The sequence below is a fragment of the Pseudomonas sp. JE3303 genome (assembly GCF_056312565.1).
In genome coordinates this window covers 217,942-233,395 of the sequence record NZ_JBWGIF010000006.1, presented here as the reverse complement: position 1 = coordinate 233,395, position 15,454 = coordinate 217,942, and the positions used below count along the sequence as shown (strand labels likewise).

Here is a 15,454-nt window from a genome sequence, read left to right as displayed (position 1 = left end):
CTGCCATAAAGAAATTTTTTGACCCTATTCGGACCGTTTTGCTCCCTCGATTGGCAGATTTATCCCTGGCCCAGTACCGAGCGCGGCAGTGTACCCCGACATCGTGGTATCTTTCGCGTTTGCTGAACATTTCCCTTGCGGAGCGCCCCATGAAATTCGTACACCAGCGCGAGCACCTTAACGAGGACGATATCGTCGTTATCGAGTGCACCCAGCGCTGCAACATCCGTCTGATGAACGACGCCAACTTCCGTAGTTTCAAGAATGGCGGCCGCCATACCTACCACGGTGGCGCATTCGTCGACTTCCCTGCCAAGATCACCGTGCCCAGCACCGGTTTCTGGAACATCACCATCGACACCGTGGGCCCGCGTGCACTCTCGGCGGTGACCAAGCCGACCTTCAAGCACAAGATCAAGATCATCCGTCGCTCGTCATCGAGACTGAGATAAGCCGCCATGACCCAGACCATCAAGTATGTGATCAAGTACAAGCTCGACGGCGAGCGCCGCTGGGACTTCGCGCTGCTGCCCGACGCCAGTGAAGAGCAGGCATTGGAAGCATTGCGCAAGATCCATGGCGAAGACACCGCCAACATCACCGAGATTCACGTCAGCAAGGCCTTGTAAACCCCTCATAAGGAATTCCGTCATGAGCACCTGGCCCGATCGCCGCATTCTCGACCTTCTGGGCATCGAGGTGCCCATCCTCCAGGCGCCAATGGCGGGTGCCAGCGGCGCTCCCATGGCGATTGCCGTGGGCAATGCCGGCGGCCTGGGCGCCCTGCCCTGCGCCATGCTGACCCTCGATCAGGTGCGCGCCGATATAGAGACTTTTCGGGCGGCCTGCCAAGGCCCGCTGAACCTCAACTTTTTCTGCCACCAGCCCCCAGCGCCCGACGCCGCGCGTGAGGCGGGCTGGAAGCAGGCCCTCAAGCCCTACTATGACGAACTGGGCGTGGACCTTGCCGCGCCGGCGCCGGTGTCCAACCGTGCGCCGTTCGACGAGCAGGGCTGCCAGCTGGTGGAGGCGATGCGCCCGGAGGTGGTGAGCTTTCACTTCGGCCTGCCGGAGGCTGCCCTGCTGCAACGGGTCAAGGCCAGCGGCGCCAAGGTGCTCTCCAGCGCCACGACGGTGGAAGAGGCCTTGTGGCTTGAAGCCCACGGCTGTGACGCGATCATCGCCATGGGCTATGAAGCCGGTGGCCATCGCGGCATGTTCCTGACCGAAAGCATTCACAGCCAGATCGGCACCTTCGCGCTGGTACCGCAGGTAGCGGACGCCGTGAAGTTGCCGGTGATCGCCGCGGGCGGCATTGGCGATCATCGTGGCCTGGTCGCCGCGCTCGCCCTCGGTGCCTCGGCGGTGCAGATGGGAACGGCCTATCTGTTCAGCCCACAGGCCAAGGTGTCGCCTGCCCATCGGCGAGCCCTGGACACTGCGCCGGCCAGCGAGACTTCGCTGACCAACCTGTTTACCGGGCGCCTGGCGCGCGGTATCAACAACCGCATCATGCGCGAGCTTGGACCGGTGAACGAGCTTGCGCCGCGCTTTCCCCTGGCGGGTGGCGCGCTGATCCCCCTGCGCGCGATCAGCGAGCCCCGGGAGTCGAGTGATTTCAGCAACCTGTGGGCGGGCCAGGGGTTGCGGCTGGGCGTGGCAATGGATGCGGGGGAGTTGACTCGCACGATCGCGCAGCAGGCCAGCGACGCGATCAATTCGTAGAGGCGGCACCGCGGAGGATATTCCGTTGTGCAGGTTGTCGTTATATAGTCCACCACATAACGATAACCGGCCGTTGGAGCTGTCTTCATGCGTATCCGCTTCTATCCCCTCGCCCTGGCCTCCCTGTTCACCCTGAGCAGCGCCTGGGCCGACGAAGTCCAGGTGGCGGTCGCCGCCAATTTCACCGCCCCTGTCCAGGCCTTGGCCAAGGGCTTCGAGAAAGACACCGGTCATAAGCTGGTAGCTGCCTTTGGCGCGACCGGGCAGTTCTACGCGCAGATCAAGAATGGCGCTCCGTTCGAGGTGTTCCTGGCCGCCGATGACAGTACCCCGGCCAAGCTCGAAGCGGAAAACCAGACCGTGCCAGGCTCGCGTTTCACCTACGCCATCGGCACGCTCGCCCTGTGGTCGGCCAAGGAAGGCTACGTCGACCACAAGGGGGATATCCTCAAGGCAAATGCCTTCCAGCATCTGTCCATCGCCAACCCCAGGACCGCACCCTATGGCCTGGCCGCCACCCAGGTGCTGGACAAGCTCAAGCTGACCGAGGCCACCCGGTCCAAGCTGGTCGAGGGCCAGAGCATCACCCAGGCCTACCAGTTCGTTTCCACCGGCAACGCCGAACTCGGCTTCGTCGCGTTGTCGCAGATCTTCAAGGACGGAAAGGTGCAAAGCGGTTCGGCCTGGATCGTCCCGGCCCAGTTGCATGAGCCGATTCGACAGGACGCGGTGATCCTCTCCAAAGGCAAGGACAACCCGGCCGCCAAGGCGCTGGTTGAATACCTCAAGGGCCCCAAGGCCGCCGAGGTTATCAAGTCCTACGGTTACGAAATCTGATGCCGCTCGACGCCAGCGACCTTGAGGCGATCTGGCTTACGCTGAAACTGGCGAGCCTGACCACACTGATACTGCTGCTGGTAGGCACGCCGATCGCCTGGTGGCTGGCGCGCACGCGTTCCTGGCTGCGTGGGCCGATCGGCGCGGTGGTGGCGCTGCCACTGGTGCTGCCGCCGACGGTTATCGGCTTCTACCTGCTGATCGCTCTGGGCCCCAACGGTTGGATCGGCCAGGCCACCCAGGCTCTCGGCCTGGGCACCGTGGTGTTCAGCTTCGCGGGCCTGGTGATCGGCTCGGTGGTGTATTCCATGCCGTTCGTGGTGCAGCCGTTGCAAAACGCCTTTGCCGCGATCGGCGAGCGCCCGCTTGAAGTGGCCGCGACCCTGCGCGCCAGTCCGTGGGACACATTCATTCACGTGGCGCTGCCGCTGGCACGGCCAGGCTTTGTCACGGCGAGCATCCTGGGTTTTGCCCATACCGTCGGTGAATTCGGCGTGGTGCTGATGATCGGGGGAAACATCCCCGACAAGACTCGCGTGGTGTCGGTGCAGATCTTCGATCACGTCGAGGCCATGGCCTATCCGCAGGCGCACTGGCTGGCTGGTGCCATGCTGGTGTTCTCCTTCCTGGTGCTGCTGATGCTGTATGGCGGTCGCCGCACCAAGGCCGGCTGGAGCTGAACATGAGCAACGCGATCATTGCCCGGCTGACCCTGGGCCGAGACGATTTTACCCTGGATGTCGACCTGCGCTTGCCGGGGAGCGGCATCAGTGCCCTGTTCGGCCACTCGGGGTCGGGCAAGACGTCCTGTCTGCGCTGCCTGGCCGGGCTCGAACGCGCCTCCAGTGCCTATACCGAAGTCAACGGCGAGGTGTGGGAAGACGCCGAGCGCGGTTATTTCCTGCCCCCGCACAAGCGCCCTGTGGGCTATGTGTTCCAGGAGCCGAGCCTGTTCGCGCACATGACGGTACGCGGCAACCTGGAGTTCGGCTGGCGACGCATCGCGCCCCGCGAGCGCACCATCGGTCTTGACCAGGCCTGCCAACTGCTGGGCATCGATCACCTGCTCGAGCGCAAGCCTGCCACGCTGTCCGGCGGCGAGGCGCAGCGCGTGGGCATCGCCCGGGCGCTGTTGAGCAGCCCGCGCCTGCTGCTGCTGGACGAGCCCCTGGCGGCTCTGGATGGGCCACGCAAGCGAGAAATATTGCCCTACCTCGAACGGCTGCATGGCGAGCTGGATATCCCGCTTGTCTATGTCAGTCATGCCCAGGACGAGGTCGCGCGCCTGGCCGATTACCTGGTGCTGCTTGAACAGGGGAAGGTCCAGGCCAGCGGACCCATCGCCGAAACACTGGCCCGGCTGGACCTGCCGCTTGCCCAGGGCGAAGACGCTGGCGTGGTGTTCGAAGGGCAAGTGCGCGGGCATGACCCGCACTACCAGTTGCTCGACCTGCAACTGCCGGGCGATGGCCCGATGCTGCGCATTGCCCATCCGGCGCAGGCCAGCGGCACCCTGCTACGGGTCAAGGTGCAGGCCCGGGACGTGAGCCTGAGCCTGACCGAAGACTGCGCCTCCAGCATCCTCAACCGCCTTCCGGTACGGGTCCTCGCGTCCAGGCCCGCTGACAATGCCGCCCACGTGCTGGTCAGCCTCGATGCTGCCGGCAACCAGCTGATGGCCCGCATCACCCGCTACTCTGCCGACCAGCTCGGGCTGCATCCAGGGCAGGCGCTGTGGGCGCAGATCAAGTCTGTGGCGCTGCTCGGTTGAAATCCGGCACCGTGGCGAAGCGGCGCGGTCCATTGATTAGACTCACCGTCAATGGATCATGCCCATGCTCGACTGCCCTTTGCCCCGGACGCTGCACTATGTGGACGATACCCAACCGGGCCTGACCCGGCGCCTGTGGCGTGGCCGCTTCATCTATCACGACGCCGACGGCGAACGCGTCACCGACAAGGACACGCTTGCCCGCATCGCCGCCCTGGTAATCCCGCCGGCCTATACCGATGTGTGGATCTGCAGCGACCCCCAAGGTCACCTCCAGGCCACAGGCCGCGACGCGCGCGGGCGCAAGCAGTATCGCTATCACCTCCAATGGCGCGAGCACCGCGACGAGCACAAGTACGGACGCATGCTGGCCTTTGCCAAGGTCTTGCCCAAGCTGCGCAAACAGGTAGATACCCACCTGTCCCGGCCAGGACTCGATCGCGAGAAGGTCATGGCGCTGGTGGTGAGCCTGCTTGACAACACCCTGATCCGTATCGGTAACCGCCGCTACCTGCGCGACAACAAGTCATACGGACTGACCACCCTGCGCAACCGTCACGTCGAGGTCAAAGGGAGCACCATCCGCTTCAACTTTCGTGGCAAGCGCGGCGTAGAGCACAATGTCACCTTGCGCAACCGCAGGCTGGCCGGGATCGTCAAGCGCTGTCTCGACTTGCCGGGGCAGGAGCTGTTCCAGTATCTGGACGAGCACGGCCAGCGGCACAGCATCGGCTCAAGCGACATCAACCTCTACCTGCAGAGCCTCACAGGCGCTGATTTCACTGCCAAGGACTACCGCACCTGGGCTGGCAGCGCACTGGCGCTCCACCTGTTGAGGCCGCTGGCCTGGGAGCCGGACACCGAAGCCAAGCGGCAAGTCGCGACGACTGTGCGGGAGGTGGCCGCGCGGTTGGGCAACACGCCGGCCGTCTGTCGACGTTGCTACATTCACCCGGCGGTGCTGGAACACTTCACGCTCGGGCAACTGGCCGCTCTGCCCCGCACACGTTCGCGCAAGGGATTGGAGCCCGAGGAAGTAGCACTTCTGCTGTTCCTGCAAAACTTGCAAGCGGCAGTTGTCGCTGATTGAGGACGTCTATGCCCTTCATCATGCAGAGAAATTTCCCATCTGCTTCGAAGCCCCCTATCCTTCCCCTCAGAGCACCTCCGCTGACAGCGCAAACACACTTTGTCTGTCGGCTCCTGCAACTAAAGACAGGCAGCAGAATTTGCCTGCGGGGGAATTAATATCCGCCGAAAGCGTCTTTAATGATAAGGAAGAGGGACAGGCCAAGGGGCCCCGCTCCCGGCCGCGCGGTGAGACCACTGCGCGGCACTCTACATCACCAAGGAGAATTACATGCTGATACTCACCCGTAAGGTTGGCGAAAGCATCGTCATCGACGATGACATCAAAGTCACCATTTTGGGCGTTAAAGGGATGCAAGTGAGGATCGGCATCGATGCGCCCAAGGACGTACAGGTTCATCGTGAAGAAATCTTCAAACGTATCCAGGCTGGCAATCCCGCGCCGGAAAAGGGAGAAGATCAACACTGATGACTGCTGCTTCAAGCCGCACGGATGCGCTTGACCCGATTGCCCGCCCATGCGGGATCCTGTTTCCAGTCTCAGGTGTCGAGCAGTTCGTGCACCTTGGCAATCATCCTGTCCATGTCGAACGGCTTGTCGAACACCGCGGAGAACAACTGCGGACGGTTACGTCCCTGGCTGGCCTGCGCGCCGCTCATGAGAATCACCGGCAGGTCGAGCAGCTGCAGCTCCTCGCGTATCGCCCGGACCAGCTCCTCACCGTTGAGCACCGGCATCATGTAGTCGGTGATCACCAGCTCCACCCGCTTGTCCCGCAGGGCGTCCAAGGCCTTGCGCCCATTGCTGGCCTTCTCGACCAGGAAGCCTGCATCCTCCAGGGCGAAGCCCAGGATATCGGCGATCAGGTACTCGTCATCGACGATCAGGATGGTGTGCATTGTTCACTACCTATCATCAACCCGCACTCGCGGGCACGGGTGTACCCGAAAGAACACCGCTGACGCCTGCAAAGCTCTGGCGCAGGGTTATGCCATTGTGACTGATCACAAACTCATGCAGTTCCGGATTGAAGTCACTGTCACGCACCTTGAGCACGGAAAGCATGCGTTTCAGACGCGCATCATGCTCGACGAAACGCATGAGGAGCAGGTTGTCGACGATACTTGAGAGGTCGGGCGCCGGGGCGTTGATCTCCGAGCCGAAAATGTCGCGCATTTCCCAGGTGAGCACCACGGTCACGCCCCGGGCACGCAGCTCCCCGGTCAGTGCGCAGAAGAACTCGTTGAGCCGCGCCGGATTGTTCGCCAGGCGATGGAAAGCGCCAAGACTGTCGATCAACACGCGCTTGATCCCTTGGGTCTGGACCATGTCCAGCAACCGCGCGCCCACCTGGTCAAGCAATCCCCTGGTGGTCGGCTGCCAGCAGAGGTGCAACACCCCCCTGCGCTCGAGCTCCTTGAAGTCGTGACCCAGTGCACTGGCCTTCAGGCGCAGACGCTCGGGCGTCTCGTAGAAACCAAAATGCAGTCCCGGCTCGGCGGCGGTAGAAGCCGCGAGAAAGCTCAGGCCCAGGGAGGTCTTGCCGATGCCTGACGGTCCCATCACCAAGGTGATGGCGCCTTTGGGAAGCCCGCCCTCGAGAACCTGGTCGAGCGACTCGGTCCCACTTGAAGTGCGGGTCACGATGTCGGCACCGGGGTGGCTCGGCAGGCTGTAGAGCGACTCCAGACGCGGGTAGACCTGCAACCCGGCCTGGCCGATCTCGAACTCGTGCAGACCCGCCATTGCGCCGCTGCCACGCGTCTTGCGCAGCTGGATCAGACGCACTGCACGGCTGCCGAACAGCTGTTCGCTCAGTTCGATCACCCCATCCACCATGGTGTGCTCGGGGCTGCCTTCCTCCAGCCGCGAGCTGGTCAGCAGCAGCACGGTACAGCCAGCGAAGGCCGCATGCCCCTGCAGCTCGGAGATGAACTTCTTCGTATCGAGCGACGTTTCGGCCCGCGACCGGGCGTTGAGCAACCCGTCGACGATCAACAGGCTGGCCTGCTGACGCGCGATCTCTTGACGCAGGATCTTCACTACCTCGCCCAGGCCGTCCTCCTCCAGCACGTCAAACGCACTGACGAACTGGATCTGGTTGCCGATCATGCTCTGATCGAAAAACTCCAGGGTGGAAAGGTACTGGAACAACCGCTCATGGGACTCGCTCAGCAAGGTGGCGACAAGCACCCGCCCCTGCTGCCTGACATGATTGAAGGCCAGCTGATTGGCCAGGATTGTCTTGCCCGATCCGGGATGGCCCTGGATGACATAGGAAGATCCTGCCACGAGCCCACCCTGGAGCAGGTGGTCGAGCCCTGTGATACCCGAGGCTAGACGTTTCAGTGATTCGACCATCGTCAGTCACCGGTTCTGTTCAGGTTGTCGTCGTGCGCGTGCCAGACCGGCAAGTACAGGCTCATGCACGTCCCTGTGCCTACCTTGCTGGTCACGGTAATCGCTCCGTTGCTTTGCTTGGCGAAGCCATACACCTGGCTCAACCCGAGCCCGGTGCCCTTGCCGAAAGCCTTGGTGGTGAAGAATGGCTCGAAGATGCGAGGCATTACATCGGCGGGAATGCCGCTGCCGGTGTCCCGCACGTCAAGCCGCAGGAAGTGTCCATGCAAGTCGTCCACTTCGCCACGCAGCTCGCTGGCGGTGGCCTGGAGCGTGATAAGCCCCTCCTCGCCCATGGCGTCACGGGCGTTGAAGATGAGATTGAGCAGCACCATCTGCAATTGTTCCGCATCGACCTTGATGGCCGGAAGCTCGGCCGCAAGGTTTTCGCTAAGCTCGATGCCAGGCGGCAGGGCATGGGACACGAGGCCGCGGGTGGACTCGACCAGCTCGCGGGCATCGATGCGGGCCACGCGGAGGTGCTTGTGCCGGGCAAAGCTCAGCAGTTGCCCGGTGAGCGCGGAGCCCCGTTCGCCGGCATCGAGAATATGCTCGAGCAGACGCTCGATGCGCTTGGGATCGCGACTGCCGCGCGCCAGCCTGGCAGAGCCGAGGATGATGGTCAGCAGGTTGTTGAAGTCGTGAGCGAGGCCGCCGGTCAACTGTCCCAGTGCTTCAAGCTTTTGCGCATGGAACAGCTGGGCGCGCATGGCGTCGAGTTGCAAGGCCGAATCGCGCCGGTCCGTGATGTCGCGGGTGACCTTGGCCAGCCCGATGACCTGGCCGTGCTCGTCATGGATCACGTCCATCGCCGCCAGCGCCCAGAACTGGGTGCCATCCTTGCGCCGGCGCCAGCCTTCGTCCTGCGCCACACCCGTGGTCAAGGCGAGCTTGAGCAACCGTTCAGGCCGGCCATCAGCGCAATCCTGTTCGGTGAAGAACAACGAGAAATGCCGGCCGATCACTTCTTCCGCACGGTAGCCCTTGATGCGCTGGGCGCCAGCATTCCAAGACACGACACGGCCAGTGGGATCGAGCATGTAGATGGCGTAATCGACAACCGACTGGACCAATTGCTCATAGCGAGTAGCGGCCATCACCGGAAGATCTGGGCAGTCTGTCGACACCATGGTGACTCCACAAGGCACTGCAGTATTGTAATGAGCCTAGACAATAGCGCTCGCGGACAACGCCTGGGAAGACAAACTTCAGCATTCGATCGGTTTGCCGCGTCGATGTAGGGTAAAGACTTAAAGCCAAAAAGGATGGCCCAATGATATCGCGACGTCAATCAACTCGTCATGCGCGGCGTCCGGGCGCTACCCTATGCCGATGGAAAAAAGCCGCGCGGTTGACGCACCTATAACGATGGGTTATAAAGCGCGCTTGATTGCGGAGCAAACACATTGGCTCCTGGGCTCTTCTTGTTTGAAGCGTGCCGGTCACCGACCCTTTCAAGCATGCGAGTGTGGTGGAATTGGTATACACAGCAGACTTAAAATCTGCCGGCGTGAGCCTTGCGGGTTCGAGTCCCGCCACTCGCACCATTTTTGACGAAGGCGCCTTGAAGGCGCCTTTTTGCTGTCTGGCGTCCGCGAGGGACGCTGCCTGCGGCTAGAGTGGAAGGTGACCCTGTCCACTGGAAATGCCGCCATGCGCTACAGCCTGCTAGAAGGTCAACGCGACGTCATCATTCTTATAGCCCGTGTTTTCATGATGATTCTGTTCATATCCGCCGGCTGGGGAAAGCTCACCGCTTTCGATGGCACGGTCGGCTACCTCGCCTCTCTCGGCGCGCCAGCGCCCACACTGGCAGCGGTAATAGCCGTGATCATGGAATTGATTGTCGGGATCCTGCTGGTGCTGGGCTTCTACACCAGGCCGCTGGCGCTGCTGTTTGCGCTGTTTGTGACCGGCACAGCGCTGATCGGCCATCCGTTCTGGAACATGGTCGATCCTGAGCGCAGCGCCAACACGGTTCAGTTCTTCAAGAACCTGAGCATTGTTGGCGGGCTGCTGCTACTTGCGGTGACCGGCGCAGGGCGTTATTCGCTCGATCGCCGCTAAGACAGTTGGCCCACGACGCGGTCTTGCGAGGGCCGCGCCGGCTCATTCGACATCGTCATGCCAGGCGGGGTGGTCCATGCCATCGAGCTCGTCCGCCAGCGCTTCGTCCTCATCTTCATCCAGCGCGTCCTCAAACGAGGACGCATCCGGCTCCTGCTCCTCGCGCTCGTGGAATTCGTGATCGAGCAGGTGATCGTGCTCCGGCTCGTGGATGTCATCTTCGTCGTGCATGGGCGGCTCCTGTTTTGCTGGCCGCCTGTATAGGCCTAACGAGCCCTGAGGTCAATTGCGGGCAGGCCAATGGAACTTTATCCGTCTTCTCGGACAAATAGGTAGCGTCTGATTTTTCACCGAGGAGATATACGATGGCTGTAAACATGGACAACTTGACCATCACTACCCCAGTTGCAAAATCCCCTACCAACCCGGTAGCGCTCGAACTCAGCGGCGCGCAGGCCCTGGCAACCTTGCCAGAAGTCATCAAACGCCTGGACGACGGTTCCATCCGCATGAGCGCCCCAACCCGTGGGGCTTCAAGCAAGAGCACCCACCGGACCCGCTGCGAGTGGAAGGAGACCACCTACTGGCCACTGGCAAGCGCAACGACCCACCGCAACCTGCAGGAAATGACCCTGGAAAAAGTCAATGCCGCGTTGAAAGTGGTGATCTCACAACTGCATGTCAAAGGCGACGACAGCCCTGCCATCAAGGTGTTCTGGAACAAAGGCAAGATCACACTGGGTTTCCGCCAGGACTTCAACCAGGTCACTCCTGTCAGCAGCAATGTACTTGCAGACGTGCCACTGGGGTCGCGTTTCAGCGTGACCATCGAAGTCACCGGCCAAGGCGTTGCCACGGTTACCGCCCAATGCAACGGGCGTACGGGAACATCCGGCCCGATGCAGATGGCGGCAACGTGGCAGGCCCAGACCTTCAACTTCCATGGCGGTGTCTATAACCAGATTGACTACAGCAACGCCACGTTGGCCGAGGATGGATCGGTGTGTGTGATCAGTGACCTGCAACTGATGCATGAATAAATTCATGAATGTCCTAATGACACGGTCTTCACGAATTTACGACAACTAGCCAGGCACACTGACCAGGCTTCGATACGTTCTTTGAACCCGCCACTGGCGGGTTTTTCTTTGTCTGGCGATCGCTTCCAGTCATTCCGCCCCGGGGGGAATGCCGTCCTTGTTCCTGTCCTTGAGCCGCGCCTTTTCTTCCTCGGTGGAATGCGCGGGGACATTGGTACGCTCTTGCTGGGGCTTGCTCTCGTCTGTCATGGGGATCTCCTCATCGTGTACGAGTATGACCCCCCAGCAGGCCCGGAAGTGCAGTCCCGGATTTCATCAAAGGCGCACTGGCACCCCCTTCCTGGTCAAACGCAGGAAGCGATACCGCCTTCAAGTCGAAGCGCTGCAGATCCGCATTGCGGTGAATCCAGAAAAACATCGACCTGGCCTTGGCTTCTGAATCGAAGGTTTCAGCCTCGATCGCAGCGCTGCAAACCACCCGCGTTCCGCTGGAGGACAGCCCGGAGCTGTAGAGTACATTGCCTTCACTGTCGGTCAGTTGGACAACCCAAGCCATGTGACCCCCTTGTTTCGGTTTATTGCGAACAAGGAGTAATAGCCCACACCCCGCTTGCTGGCCAATATGACTTGCTTCTATGCGGTCAACTTTTGAGATCGGGCAGTATCAGAGGCACAAGAAAAAGCCCCGCAGATTTTCATCTGCGGGGCTTTTCAAATAATGGAGGCCGAGGTCGGAATCGAACCGGCGTAGACGGATTTGCAATCCGGAGCATAACCACTTTGCTACTCGGCCTCAAAGTTCGGAAACAGCAGCTTGACGCTTCGCTATCTCCTTGAAAACGCTGAACTTTTTCAAGCTTGCTGCGCTTCAATGGACGCCATTATGTCCGCATTGCAGACAGCTTGCAACCCCTTGAATGGAAAAAATCTTCAAGGTGGTCAAAGCCTTAGCGAAAGCGCCCAAGCTTGCTCCATAGGCTGATCAGGGCGCTCTCGATCGAACTGCTGGCCGCGAGGCCCACGCGCTGCTGGAAGCTTTTGCGTTCGGCATAATGCAGATGGTACAGGTTGGCGTTACGGGCACGGTCGCTGAGGTACTCGTCACTGGTGCGCAGCTCGTCCACCAGTTGCTTGTTGAGCGCGGCCTCCCCCAGCCAGACTTCGCCGGTGGCGACATCGTCGATGTGCAGCTGTGGGCGATAGCGGGAAACGAAGTCCTTGAATAGCTTGTGAGTGACGTCGAGGTCGTCCTGGAATTTCTCGCGGCCCTTCTCGGTGTTTTCGCCAAACACAGTCAGGGTGCGCTTGTACTCGCCGGCAGTGAGTACTTCGACGTCGATGTTGTGCTTCTTCAGCAGGCGGTTGACGTTGGGCAGCTGGGCCACCACGCCAATCGAGCCGAGCACGGCGAACGGCGCGCTGATTATCTTCTCGCCAATGCAGGCCATCATGTAGCCACCGCTCGCGGCCACCTTGTCGATGCACACGGTCAACGGCACGCCCGCTTGGCGGATACGCGCCAGTTGCGAGGCCGCCAGGCCGTAGCTGTGCACCAGCCCGCCACCGCTTTCGAGGCGCAGGACCACCTCGTCGCGCGGAGTAGCGAGGGTCAGCAGCGCCGTGATCTCGTTACGCAGGCTCTCGGTGGCGGAGGCCTTGATGTCGCCGTCGAAATCGAGCACGAACACGCGGCCCTTCTCGTCCGGCTTTTTCTTCTGCTGCTTGAGCGCCTTGGCCTGCTGCTTGCGCAACGCCTTGAGCTGGGGCTTGTCGAACAGGCCCGATTCGAGTCGTTCGCGAAGCTCCTTGTAGAAATCGTTCAGGCGGGTGACCTGCAATTGCCCGCCAGCCTTGCGCCGGCCCTTGCTGCGCAAGCCAGCAATACCCGAGAGGATGATCAGGATGGCGATCACCAGGGTTGCCGTTTTGGCGAGAAAACTTGCGTACTCGGCAAGAAACTCCACATTGACTCCTTGATATACCTGCGCCGTCGCGGCGCGAAACTGTTGCAAGCATACCGGTGCGTCCCCCTGGCTGCCAGCACGGGAAAATGCTCGCAACACAGTTCAAACGACCTTTTCAAACGCTTGTATGTTTTCTCGTTGACAGCCACCCGGCTGCAACCTAACCTCGCAGCAACCCTCACCACTGCCGGATGACCGACGTGGGCAGCATCTATCTGATCCGACATGGCCAGGCTTCATTCGGTGCCGACGACTACGACGTCCTCTCCCCCGTGGGCGTGCAGCAGAGTCAGGCGCTTGGCGAACACCTGGTCCAACTGGGCCTGCGCCTGGACCGCTGTATTGCCGGTGACCTCCGGCGCCAGCAGGACACCGCGCGGCTGACGCTCCAGTGCCTGCACGATGCGGGTTGCACGGCGCCTGCCATCGAGACGGATCCAGCCTTCAACGAGTTCGATGCCGAAGGTGTCATTCGCGCCTTGCTGCCAGGCCTGCTGCCAGAGGAGCCAGAGGCGCCGCATGTGCTGGGCAATGTCTTGCAGAACCGCAGCGAGTTCCAGCGCCTGTTCGCCCTGATGGTGCAGCGCTGGCATGATGGCGAGCATCCCAGTGACGGCCTGGAGAGCTGGCAGGCGTTCATCGCCCGCGTCGATGCGGGCCTGCAACGGGTGCTGGGGCAGGCCGGCAGTGGCGAGAACATCGCCATCTTCACTTCGGGCGGCACCATCGCCGCCATGCTCCACCTGGTTACCCGGATTTCACCCAGCCAAGCCTTCGCGCTCAACTGGCAGATCATCAACACGTCGCTGAGCCAGCTCAAGTACCGCGGCCGCGACGTGGCCCTGGCTTCCTTCAACAGCCAAGCCCATGTGCAGCTGCTGAGGGCGCCGGAGCTTGTCACCTATCGATAGGCCCGGCCCATGACGGCCCATTGGCGGCCGTCACCACCACTAGATAAGGAACACACCATGAGCGATGTAGCAAAAGCTGTCGAAGCGATGCAAGCCAAGTTCAACCCTGCCGCCGCCGCTGGCCTGGACCTGGTGTTCGGTTTCAACATCACCGACGAAGACAAGCACTACGCGCTGATCATCAAGGACGGCACCTGCGACTTGCAGGAAGGCGAAAACCCCGATGCCAACTGCACCCTGGTGATGGACAGCGAGACCCTCAAGGGCCTGGTCAGCGGCGAGACCGACGGTATGCAGGCCTTCATGGGCGGCAAGCTGCGAGTCGAGGGCGACATGATGCTGTCGATGAAGCTCAGCGAGCTGTTCCCAGCCTGAGTACTGGGGACCCAGCCAGGAAGAAAGACCGAAGCGTGATGCGCTTCGGTCTTTTTTTTGAACGCGTGAACGCACGCATCAGGAGCGTTGATCGATGGGTAACACCCGCGCCAATAAGGCATTGGGACGCTTGTTCCGGTCCCGCCCGAGAATTAGATTAGCCACTAGTCACTGACCTACGACAATAAGGCAGATGCATGACGCTCACCGACCAGTCCACCCAGGTACGCCCCGGCGAAGAACTCGATAAAGCAGTCATCGACACCTATCTCAAGGCCCGGATCCCTGGCCTGTCCGGCGCGCCGGTGATCAGCCAGTTCCCTGGAGGCGCCTCCAACCTCACGTACCTGATCCAGTATCCCGGCCAGGAGCTGGTGCTACGCAGACCGCCCTTTGGCCACAAGGCGAAGTCCGCCCACGACATGGGCCGCGAATACCGCATCCTCAACCAGCTCAACGCAGGCTTTCCCTTCTGCCCCAAAGCCTATGCGCATTGCACCGACGAGTCGCTGATCGGCGGCGAGTTCTATGTCATGGAGCGGGTCCAGGGCATCATCCTTCGCGCAGACCTGCCGCCTGGGCTGGGGCTGGACGCCAGCCGCACCGAGGCCCTGTGCAAGAGTTTCATCGACCGCCTGGTGCAACTGCACCAGGTCGACTACAGCGCTTGCGGCCTGGCGGACCTGGGCAGACCCGAGGGCTATGTGCAGCGCCAGATCGAAGGCTGGACCGCCCGCTACGCCAAGGCCCTGACCCCGGACGCGCCACGCTGGGAAAAGGTGACCGCCTGGCTGCACGAGAAGATGCCCGGAGACCATCCGCGTCCGGCCATCGTGCATAACGACTACCGGTTCGACAATGTGATCCTGGACGCCAGCAACCCCATGCAGATCATCGGCGTGCTGGACTGGGAAATGGCCACGATCGGCGACCCGTTGATGGACCTGGGCAACAGCCTCGCCTACTGGATCGAGGCGGGCGACCCGGCTCCGGTGCAACTGATGCGCCGCCAGCCGAGCAACGCCCCCGGCATGCTCACCCGGCGCCAGTTTGTCGACTATTACGCCGAGCGCGCAGGGCTCGCCATCGACAACTTCGACTTCTATTACACCTACGGCCTGTTTCGTCTGGCCGGGATCGTGCAGCAGATTTACTACCGTTTCTACCATGGCCAGACCCAGGACAAGCGCTTTGCCCAGTTCATCCACATGAACGCGCTGCTGGAGCAGATGAGCCTGCAGGTCATCGCCAAGTCCAGCCTCTGACGACACCCA

At 61.6% G+C, this 15,454-nt stretch carries 18 protein-coding genes and 2 tRNA genes; 14 read left to right on the top strand and 6 right to left on the bottom strand.

Translation table 11 applies throughout. From position 1 onward, the window contains the following. Positions 1-149 precede the first annotated feature (149 nt). The 8 genes from AC0ZZU_RS11030 to csrA all read left to right on the top strand — a co-directional run bounded on the left by AC0ZZU_RS11030 (position 150) and on the right by csrA (position 5,891). Complete coding sequence (locus AC0ZZU_RS11030; RefSeq protein ID WP_476340636.1) at positions 150-452, top strand: DUF1883 domain-containing protein; 303 nt, start codon at positions 150-152, stop codon at positions 450-452. A gap of 6 nt (positions 453-458) precedes the next feature. Then, positions 459-629, top strand: a complete 171-nt coding sequence (locus tag AC0ZZU_RS11025) for a hypothetical protein (RefSeq protein WP_476340635.1) — start codon at positions 459-461, stop codon at positions 627-629. A 22-nt stretch (positions 630-651) separates the two neighbouring features. Further along, positions 652-1,725 carry an NAD(P)H-dependent flavin oxidoreductase gene (locus AC0ZZU_RS11020; RefSeq protein WP_476340634.1) on the top strand — a complete coding sequence of 358 codons (1,074 nt, stop codon included), beginning with the start codon at positions 652-654 and terminating at the stop codon, positions 1,723-1,725. Between the two features lie 87 nt (positions 1,726-1,812). Next, positions 1,813-2,562, top strand: a complete 750-nt coding sequence (gene modA, locus AC0ZZU_RS11015; RefSeq protein ID WP_476340632.1) for a molybdate ABC transporter substrate-binding protein — start codon at positions 1,813-1,815, stop codon at positions 2,560-2,562. Beyond that, complete coding sequence (gene modB, locus AC0ZZU_RS11010) at positions 2,562-3,242, top strand: molybdate ABC transporter permease subunit (protein WP_476340631.1); 681 nt, start codon at positions 2,562-2,564, stop codon at positions 3,240-3,242. The genes modA and modB overlap by 1 nt, the downstream gene beginning before the upstream one ends. 2 nt (positions 3,243-3,244) lie before the next feature. Beyond that, positions 3,245-4,333, top strand: coding sequence for a molybdenum ABC transporter ATP-binding protein (gene modC, locus AC0ZZU_RS11005; protein WP_476340629.1), 1,089 nt, complete (start codon positions 3,245-3,247; stop codon positions 4,331-4,333). 64 nt (positions 4,334-4,397) lie between these two features. After that, positions 4,398-5,423: a DNA topoisomerase IB gene (locus tag AC0ZZU_RS11000; protein ID WP_476340627.1), complete on the top strand. Its 1,026-nt coding sequence runs from the start codon at positions 4,398-4,400 to the stop codon at positions 5,421-5,423. A 270-nt stretch (positions 5,424-5,693) separates the two neighbouring features. Next, a complete protein-coding gene (csrA, locus tag AC0ZZU_RS10995) occupies positions 5,694-5,891 on the top strand; it encodes a carbon storage regulator CsrA (RefSeq protein ID WP_324118996.1) in 198 nt (65 codons plus the stop codon). 71 nt (positions 5,892-5,962) lie between these two features. Here the strand turns inward: csrA and AC0ZZU_RS10990 are convergent, their stop codons facing one another. From AC0ZZU_RS10990 to AC0ZZU_RS10980, 3 genes are read right to left on the bottom strand one after another with little or no spacing between them, the layout of a single operon-like run. Beyond that, complete coding sequence (locus AC0ZZU_RS10990; RefSeq protein WP_476340626.1) at positions 5,963-6,322, bottom strand: response regulator; 360 nt, start codon at positions 6,320-6,322, stop codon at positions 5,963-5,965. A gap of 16 nt (positions 6,323-6,338) precedes the next feature. After that, positions 6,339-7,784, bottom strand: coding sequence for an ATPase domain-containing protein (locus tag AC0ZZU_RS10985; protein WP_476340625.1), 1,446 nt, complete (start codon positions 7,782-7,784; stop codon positions 6,339-6,341). A 2-nt stretch (positions 7,785-7,786) separates the two neighbouring features. Then, positions 7,787-8,953 carry a two-component system sensor histidine kinase NtrB gene (locus AC0ZZU_RS10980; RefSeq protein ID WP_476340623.1) on the bottom strand — a complete coding sequence of 389 codons (1,167 nt, stop codon included), beginning with the start codon at positions 8,951-8,953 and terminating at the stop codon, positions 7,787-7,789. Positions 8,954-9,285: 332 nt separating this feature from the next. Between AC0ZZU_RS10980 and AC0ZZU_RS10975 the strand changes: the two genes are divergently transcribed. Both AC0ZZU_RS10975 and AC0ZZU_RS10970 read left to right on the top strand, forming a co-directional pair. Beyond that, positions 9,286-9,370, top strand: a tRNA-Leu gene (locus AC0ZZU_RS10975). Positions 9,371-9,476: 106 nt separating this feature from the next. Next, a complete protein-coding gene (locus AC0ZZU_RS10970) occupies positions 9,477-9,890 on the top strand; it encodes a DoxX family protein (RefSeq protein WP_476340621.1) in 414 nt (137 codons plus the stop codon). 42 nt (positions 9,891-9,932) lie between these two features. Here the strand turns inward: AC0ZZU_RS10970 and AC0ZZU_RS10965 are convergent, their stop codons facing one another. Next, complete coding sequence (locus tag AC0ZZU_RS10965; protein WP_476340619.1) at positions 9,933-10,121, bottom strand: hypothetical protein; 189 nt, start codon at positions 10,119-10,121, stop codon at positions 9,933-9,935. Between the two features lie 134 nt (positions 10,122-10,255). Here AC0ZZU_RS10965 and AC0ZZU_RS10960 point away from each other — a divergent pair, with 134 nt between their 5' ends. After that, positions 10,256-10,930, top strand: a complete 675-nt coding sequence (locus AC0ZZU_RS10960) for a polysaccharide lyase family 7 protein (RefSeq protein WP_476340618.1) — start codon at positions 10,256-10,258, stop codon at positions 10,928-10,930. A 719-nt stretch (positions 10,931-11,649) separates the two neighbouring features. Here AC0ZZU_RS10960 and AC0ZZU_RS10955 read toward each other — a convergent pair. Together AC0ZZU_RS10955 and sohB are read right to left on the bottom strand one after the other, a co-directional pair. Continuing rightward, positions 11,650-11,723: transfer RNA gene (locus tag AC0ZZU_RS10955), tRNA-Cys, on the bottom strand. A 154-nt stretch (positions 11,724-11,877) separates the two neighbouring features. After that, the gene (gene sohB / locus AC0ZZU_RS10950; RefSeq protein ID WP_476340617.1) at positions 11,878-12,894 is read right to left on the bottom strand and encodes a protease SohB; all 1,017 of its coding nucleotides are present in this window, start codon (positions 12,892-12,894) and stop codon (positions 11,878-11,880) included. Between the two features lie 200 nt (positions 12,895-13,094). Between sohB and AC0ZZU_RS10945 the strand changes: the two genes are divergently transcribed. The 3 genes from AC0ZZU_RS10945 to AC0ZZU_RS10935 all read left to right on the top strand — a co-directional run bounded on the left by AC0ZZU_RS10945 (position 13,095) and on the right by AC0ZZU_RS10935 (position 15,445). Next, a complete protein-coding gene (locus AC0ZZU_RS10945; RefSeq protein WP_476340615.1) occupies positions 13,095-13,805 on the top strand; it encodes a histidine phosphatase family protein in 711 nt (236 codons plus the stop codon). Between the two features lie 57 nt (positions 13,806-13,862). Then, positions 13,863-14,180 carry an SCP2 sterol-binding domain-containing protein gene (locus tag AC0ZZU_RS10940; protein ID WP_158460716.1) on the top strand — a complete coding sequence of 106 codons (318 nt, stop codon included), beginning with the start codon at positions 13,863-13,865 and terminating at the stop codon, positions 14,178-14,180. Positions 14,181-14,377: 197 nt separating this feature from the next. Further along, positions 14,378-15,445 carry a phosphotransferase family protein gene (locus AC0ZZU_RS10935; protein WP_476340613.1) on the top strand — a complete coding sequence of 356 codons (1,068 nt, stop codon included), beginning with the start codon at positions 14,378-14,380 and terminating at the stop codon, positions 15,443-15,445. Positions 15,446-15,454 lie beyond the last annotated feature (9 nt).

Excerpts from the sequence above, each read along its gene's own strand:
- AC0ZZU_RS11030 (WP_476340636.1), top strand. The coding sequence starts at position 150 with ATGAAATTCGTACACCAGCGCGAGCACCTTAACGAGGACGATATCGTC.
- AC0ZZU_RS11025 (WP_476340635.1), top strand. The coding sequence starts at position 459 with ATGACCCAGACCATCAAGTATGTGATCAAGTACAAGCTCGACGGCGAG.
- AC0ZZU_RS11020 (WP_476340634.1), top strand. The coding sequence starts at position 652 with ATGAGCACCTGGCCCGATCGCCGCATTCTCGACCTTCTGGGCATCGAG.
- modA (WP_476340632.1), top strand. The coding sequence starts at position 1,813 with ATGCGTATCCGCTTCTATCCCCTCGCCCTGGCCTCCCTGTTCACCCTG.
- modB (WP_476340631.1), top strand. The coding sequence starts at position 2,562 with ATGCCGCTCGACGCCAGCGACCTTGAGGCGATCTGGCTTACGCTGAAA.
- modC (WP_476340629.1), top strand. The coding sequence starts at position 3,245 with ATGAGCAACGCGATCATTGCCCGGCTGACCCTGGGCCGAGACGATTTT.
- AC0ZZU_RS11000 (WP_476340627.1), top strand. The coding sequence starts at position 4,398 with ATGCTCGACTGCCCTTTGCCCCGGACGCTGCACTATGTGGACGATACC.
- csrA (WP_324118996.1), top strand. The coding sequence starts at position 5,694 with ATGCTGATACTCACCCGTAAGGTTGGCGAAAGCATCGTCATCGACGAT.
- AC0ZZU_RS10990 (WP_476340626.1), bottom strand. The coding sequence starts at position 6,322 with ATGCACACCATCCTGATCGTCGATGACGAGTACCTGATCGCCGATATC.
- AC0ZZU_RS10985 (WP_476340625.1), bottom strand. The coding sequence starts at position 7,784 with ATGGTCGAATCACTGAAACGTCTAGCCTCGGGTATCACAGGGCTCGAC.
- AC0ZZU_RS10980 (WP_476340623.1), bottom strand. The coding sequence starts at position 8,953 with ATGGTGTCGACAGACTGCCCAGATCTTCCGGTGATGGCCGCTACTCGC.
- AC0ZZU_RS10970 (WP_476340621.1), top strand. The coding sequence starts at position 9,477 with ATGCGCTACAGCCTGCTAGAAGGTCAACGCGACGTCATCATTCTTATA.
- AC0ZZU_RS10965 (WP_476340619.1), bottom strand. The coding sequence starts at position 10,121 with ATGCACGACGAAGATGACATCCACGAGCCGGAGCACGATCACCTGCTC.
- AC0ZZU_RS10960 (WP_476340618.1), top strand. The coding sequence starts at position 10,256 with ATGGCTGTAAACATGGACAACTTGACCATCACTACCCCAGTTGCAAAA.
- AC0ZZU_RS10940 (WP_158460716.1), top strand. The coding sequence starts at position 13,863 with ATGAGCGATGTAGCAAAAGCTGTCGAAGCGATGCAAGCCAAGTTCAAC.
- AC0ZZU_RS10935 (WP_476340613.1), top strand. The coding sequence starts at position 14,378 with ATGACGCTCACCGACCAGTCCACCCAGGTACGCCCCGGCGAAGAACTC.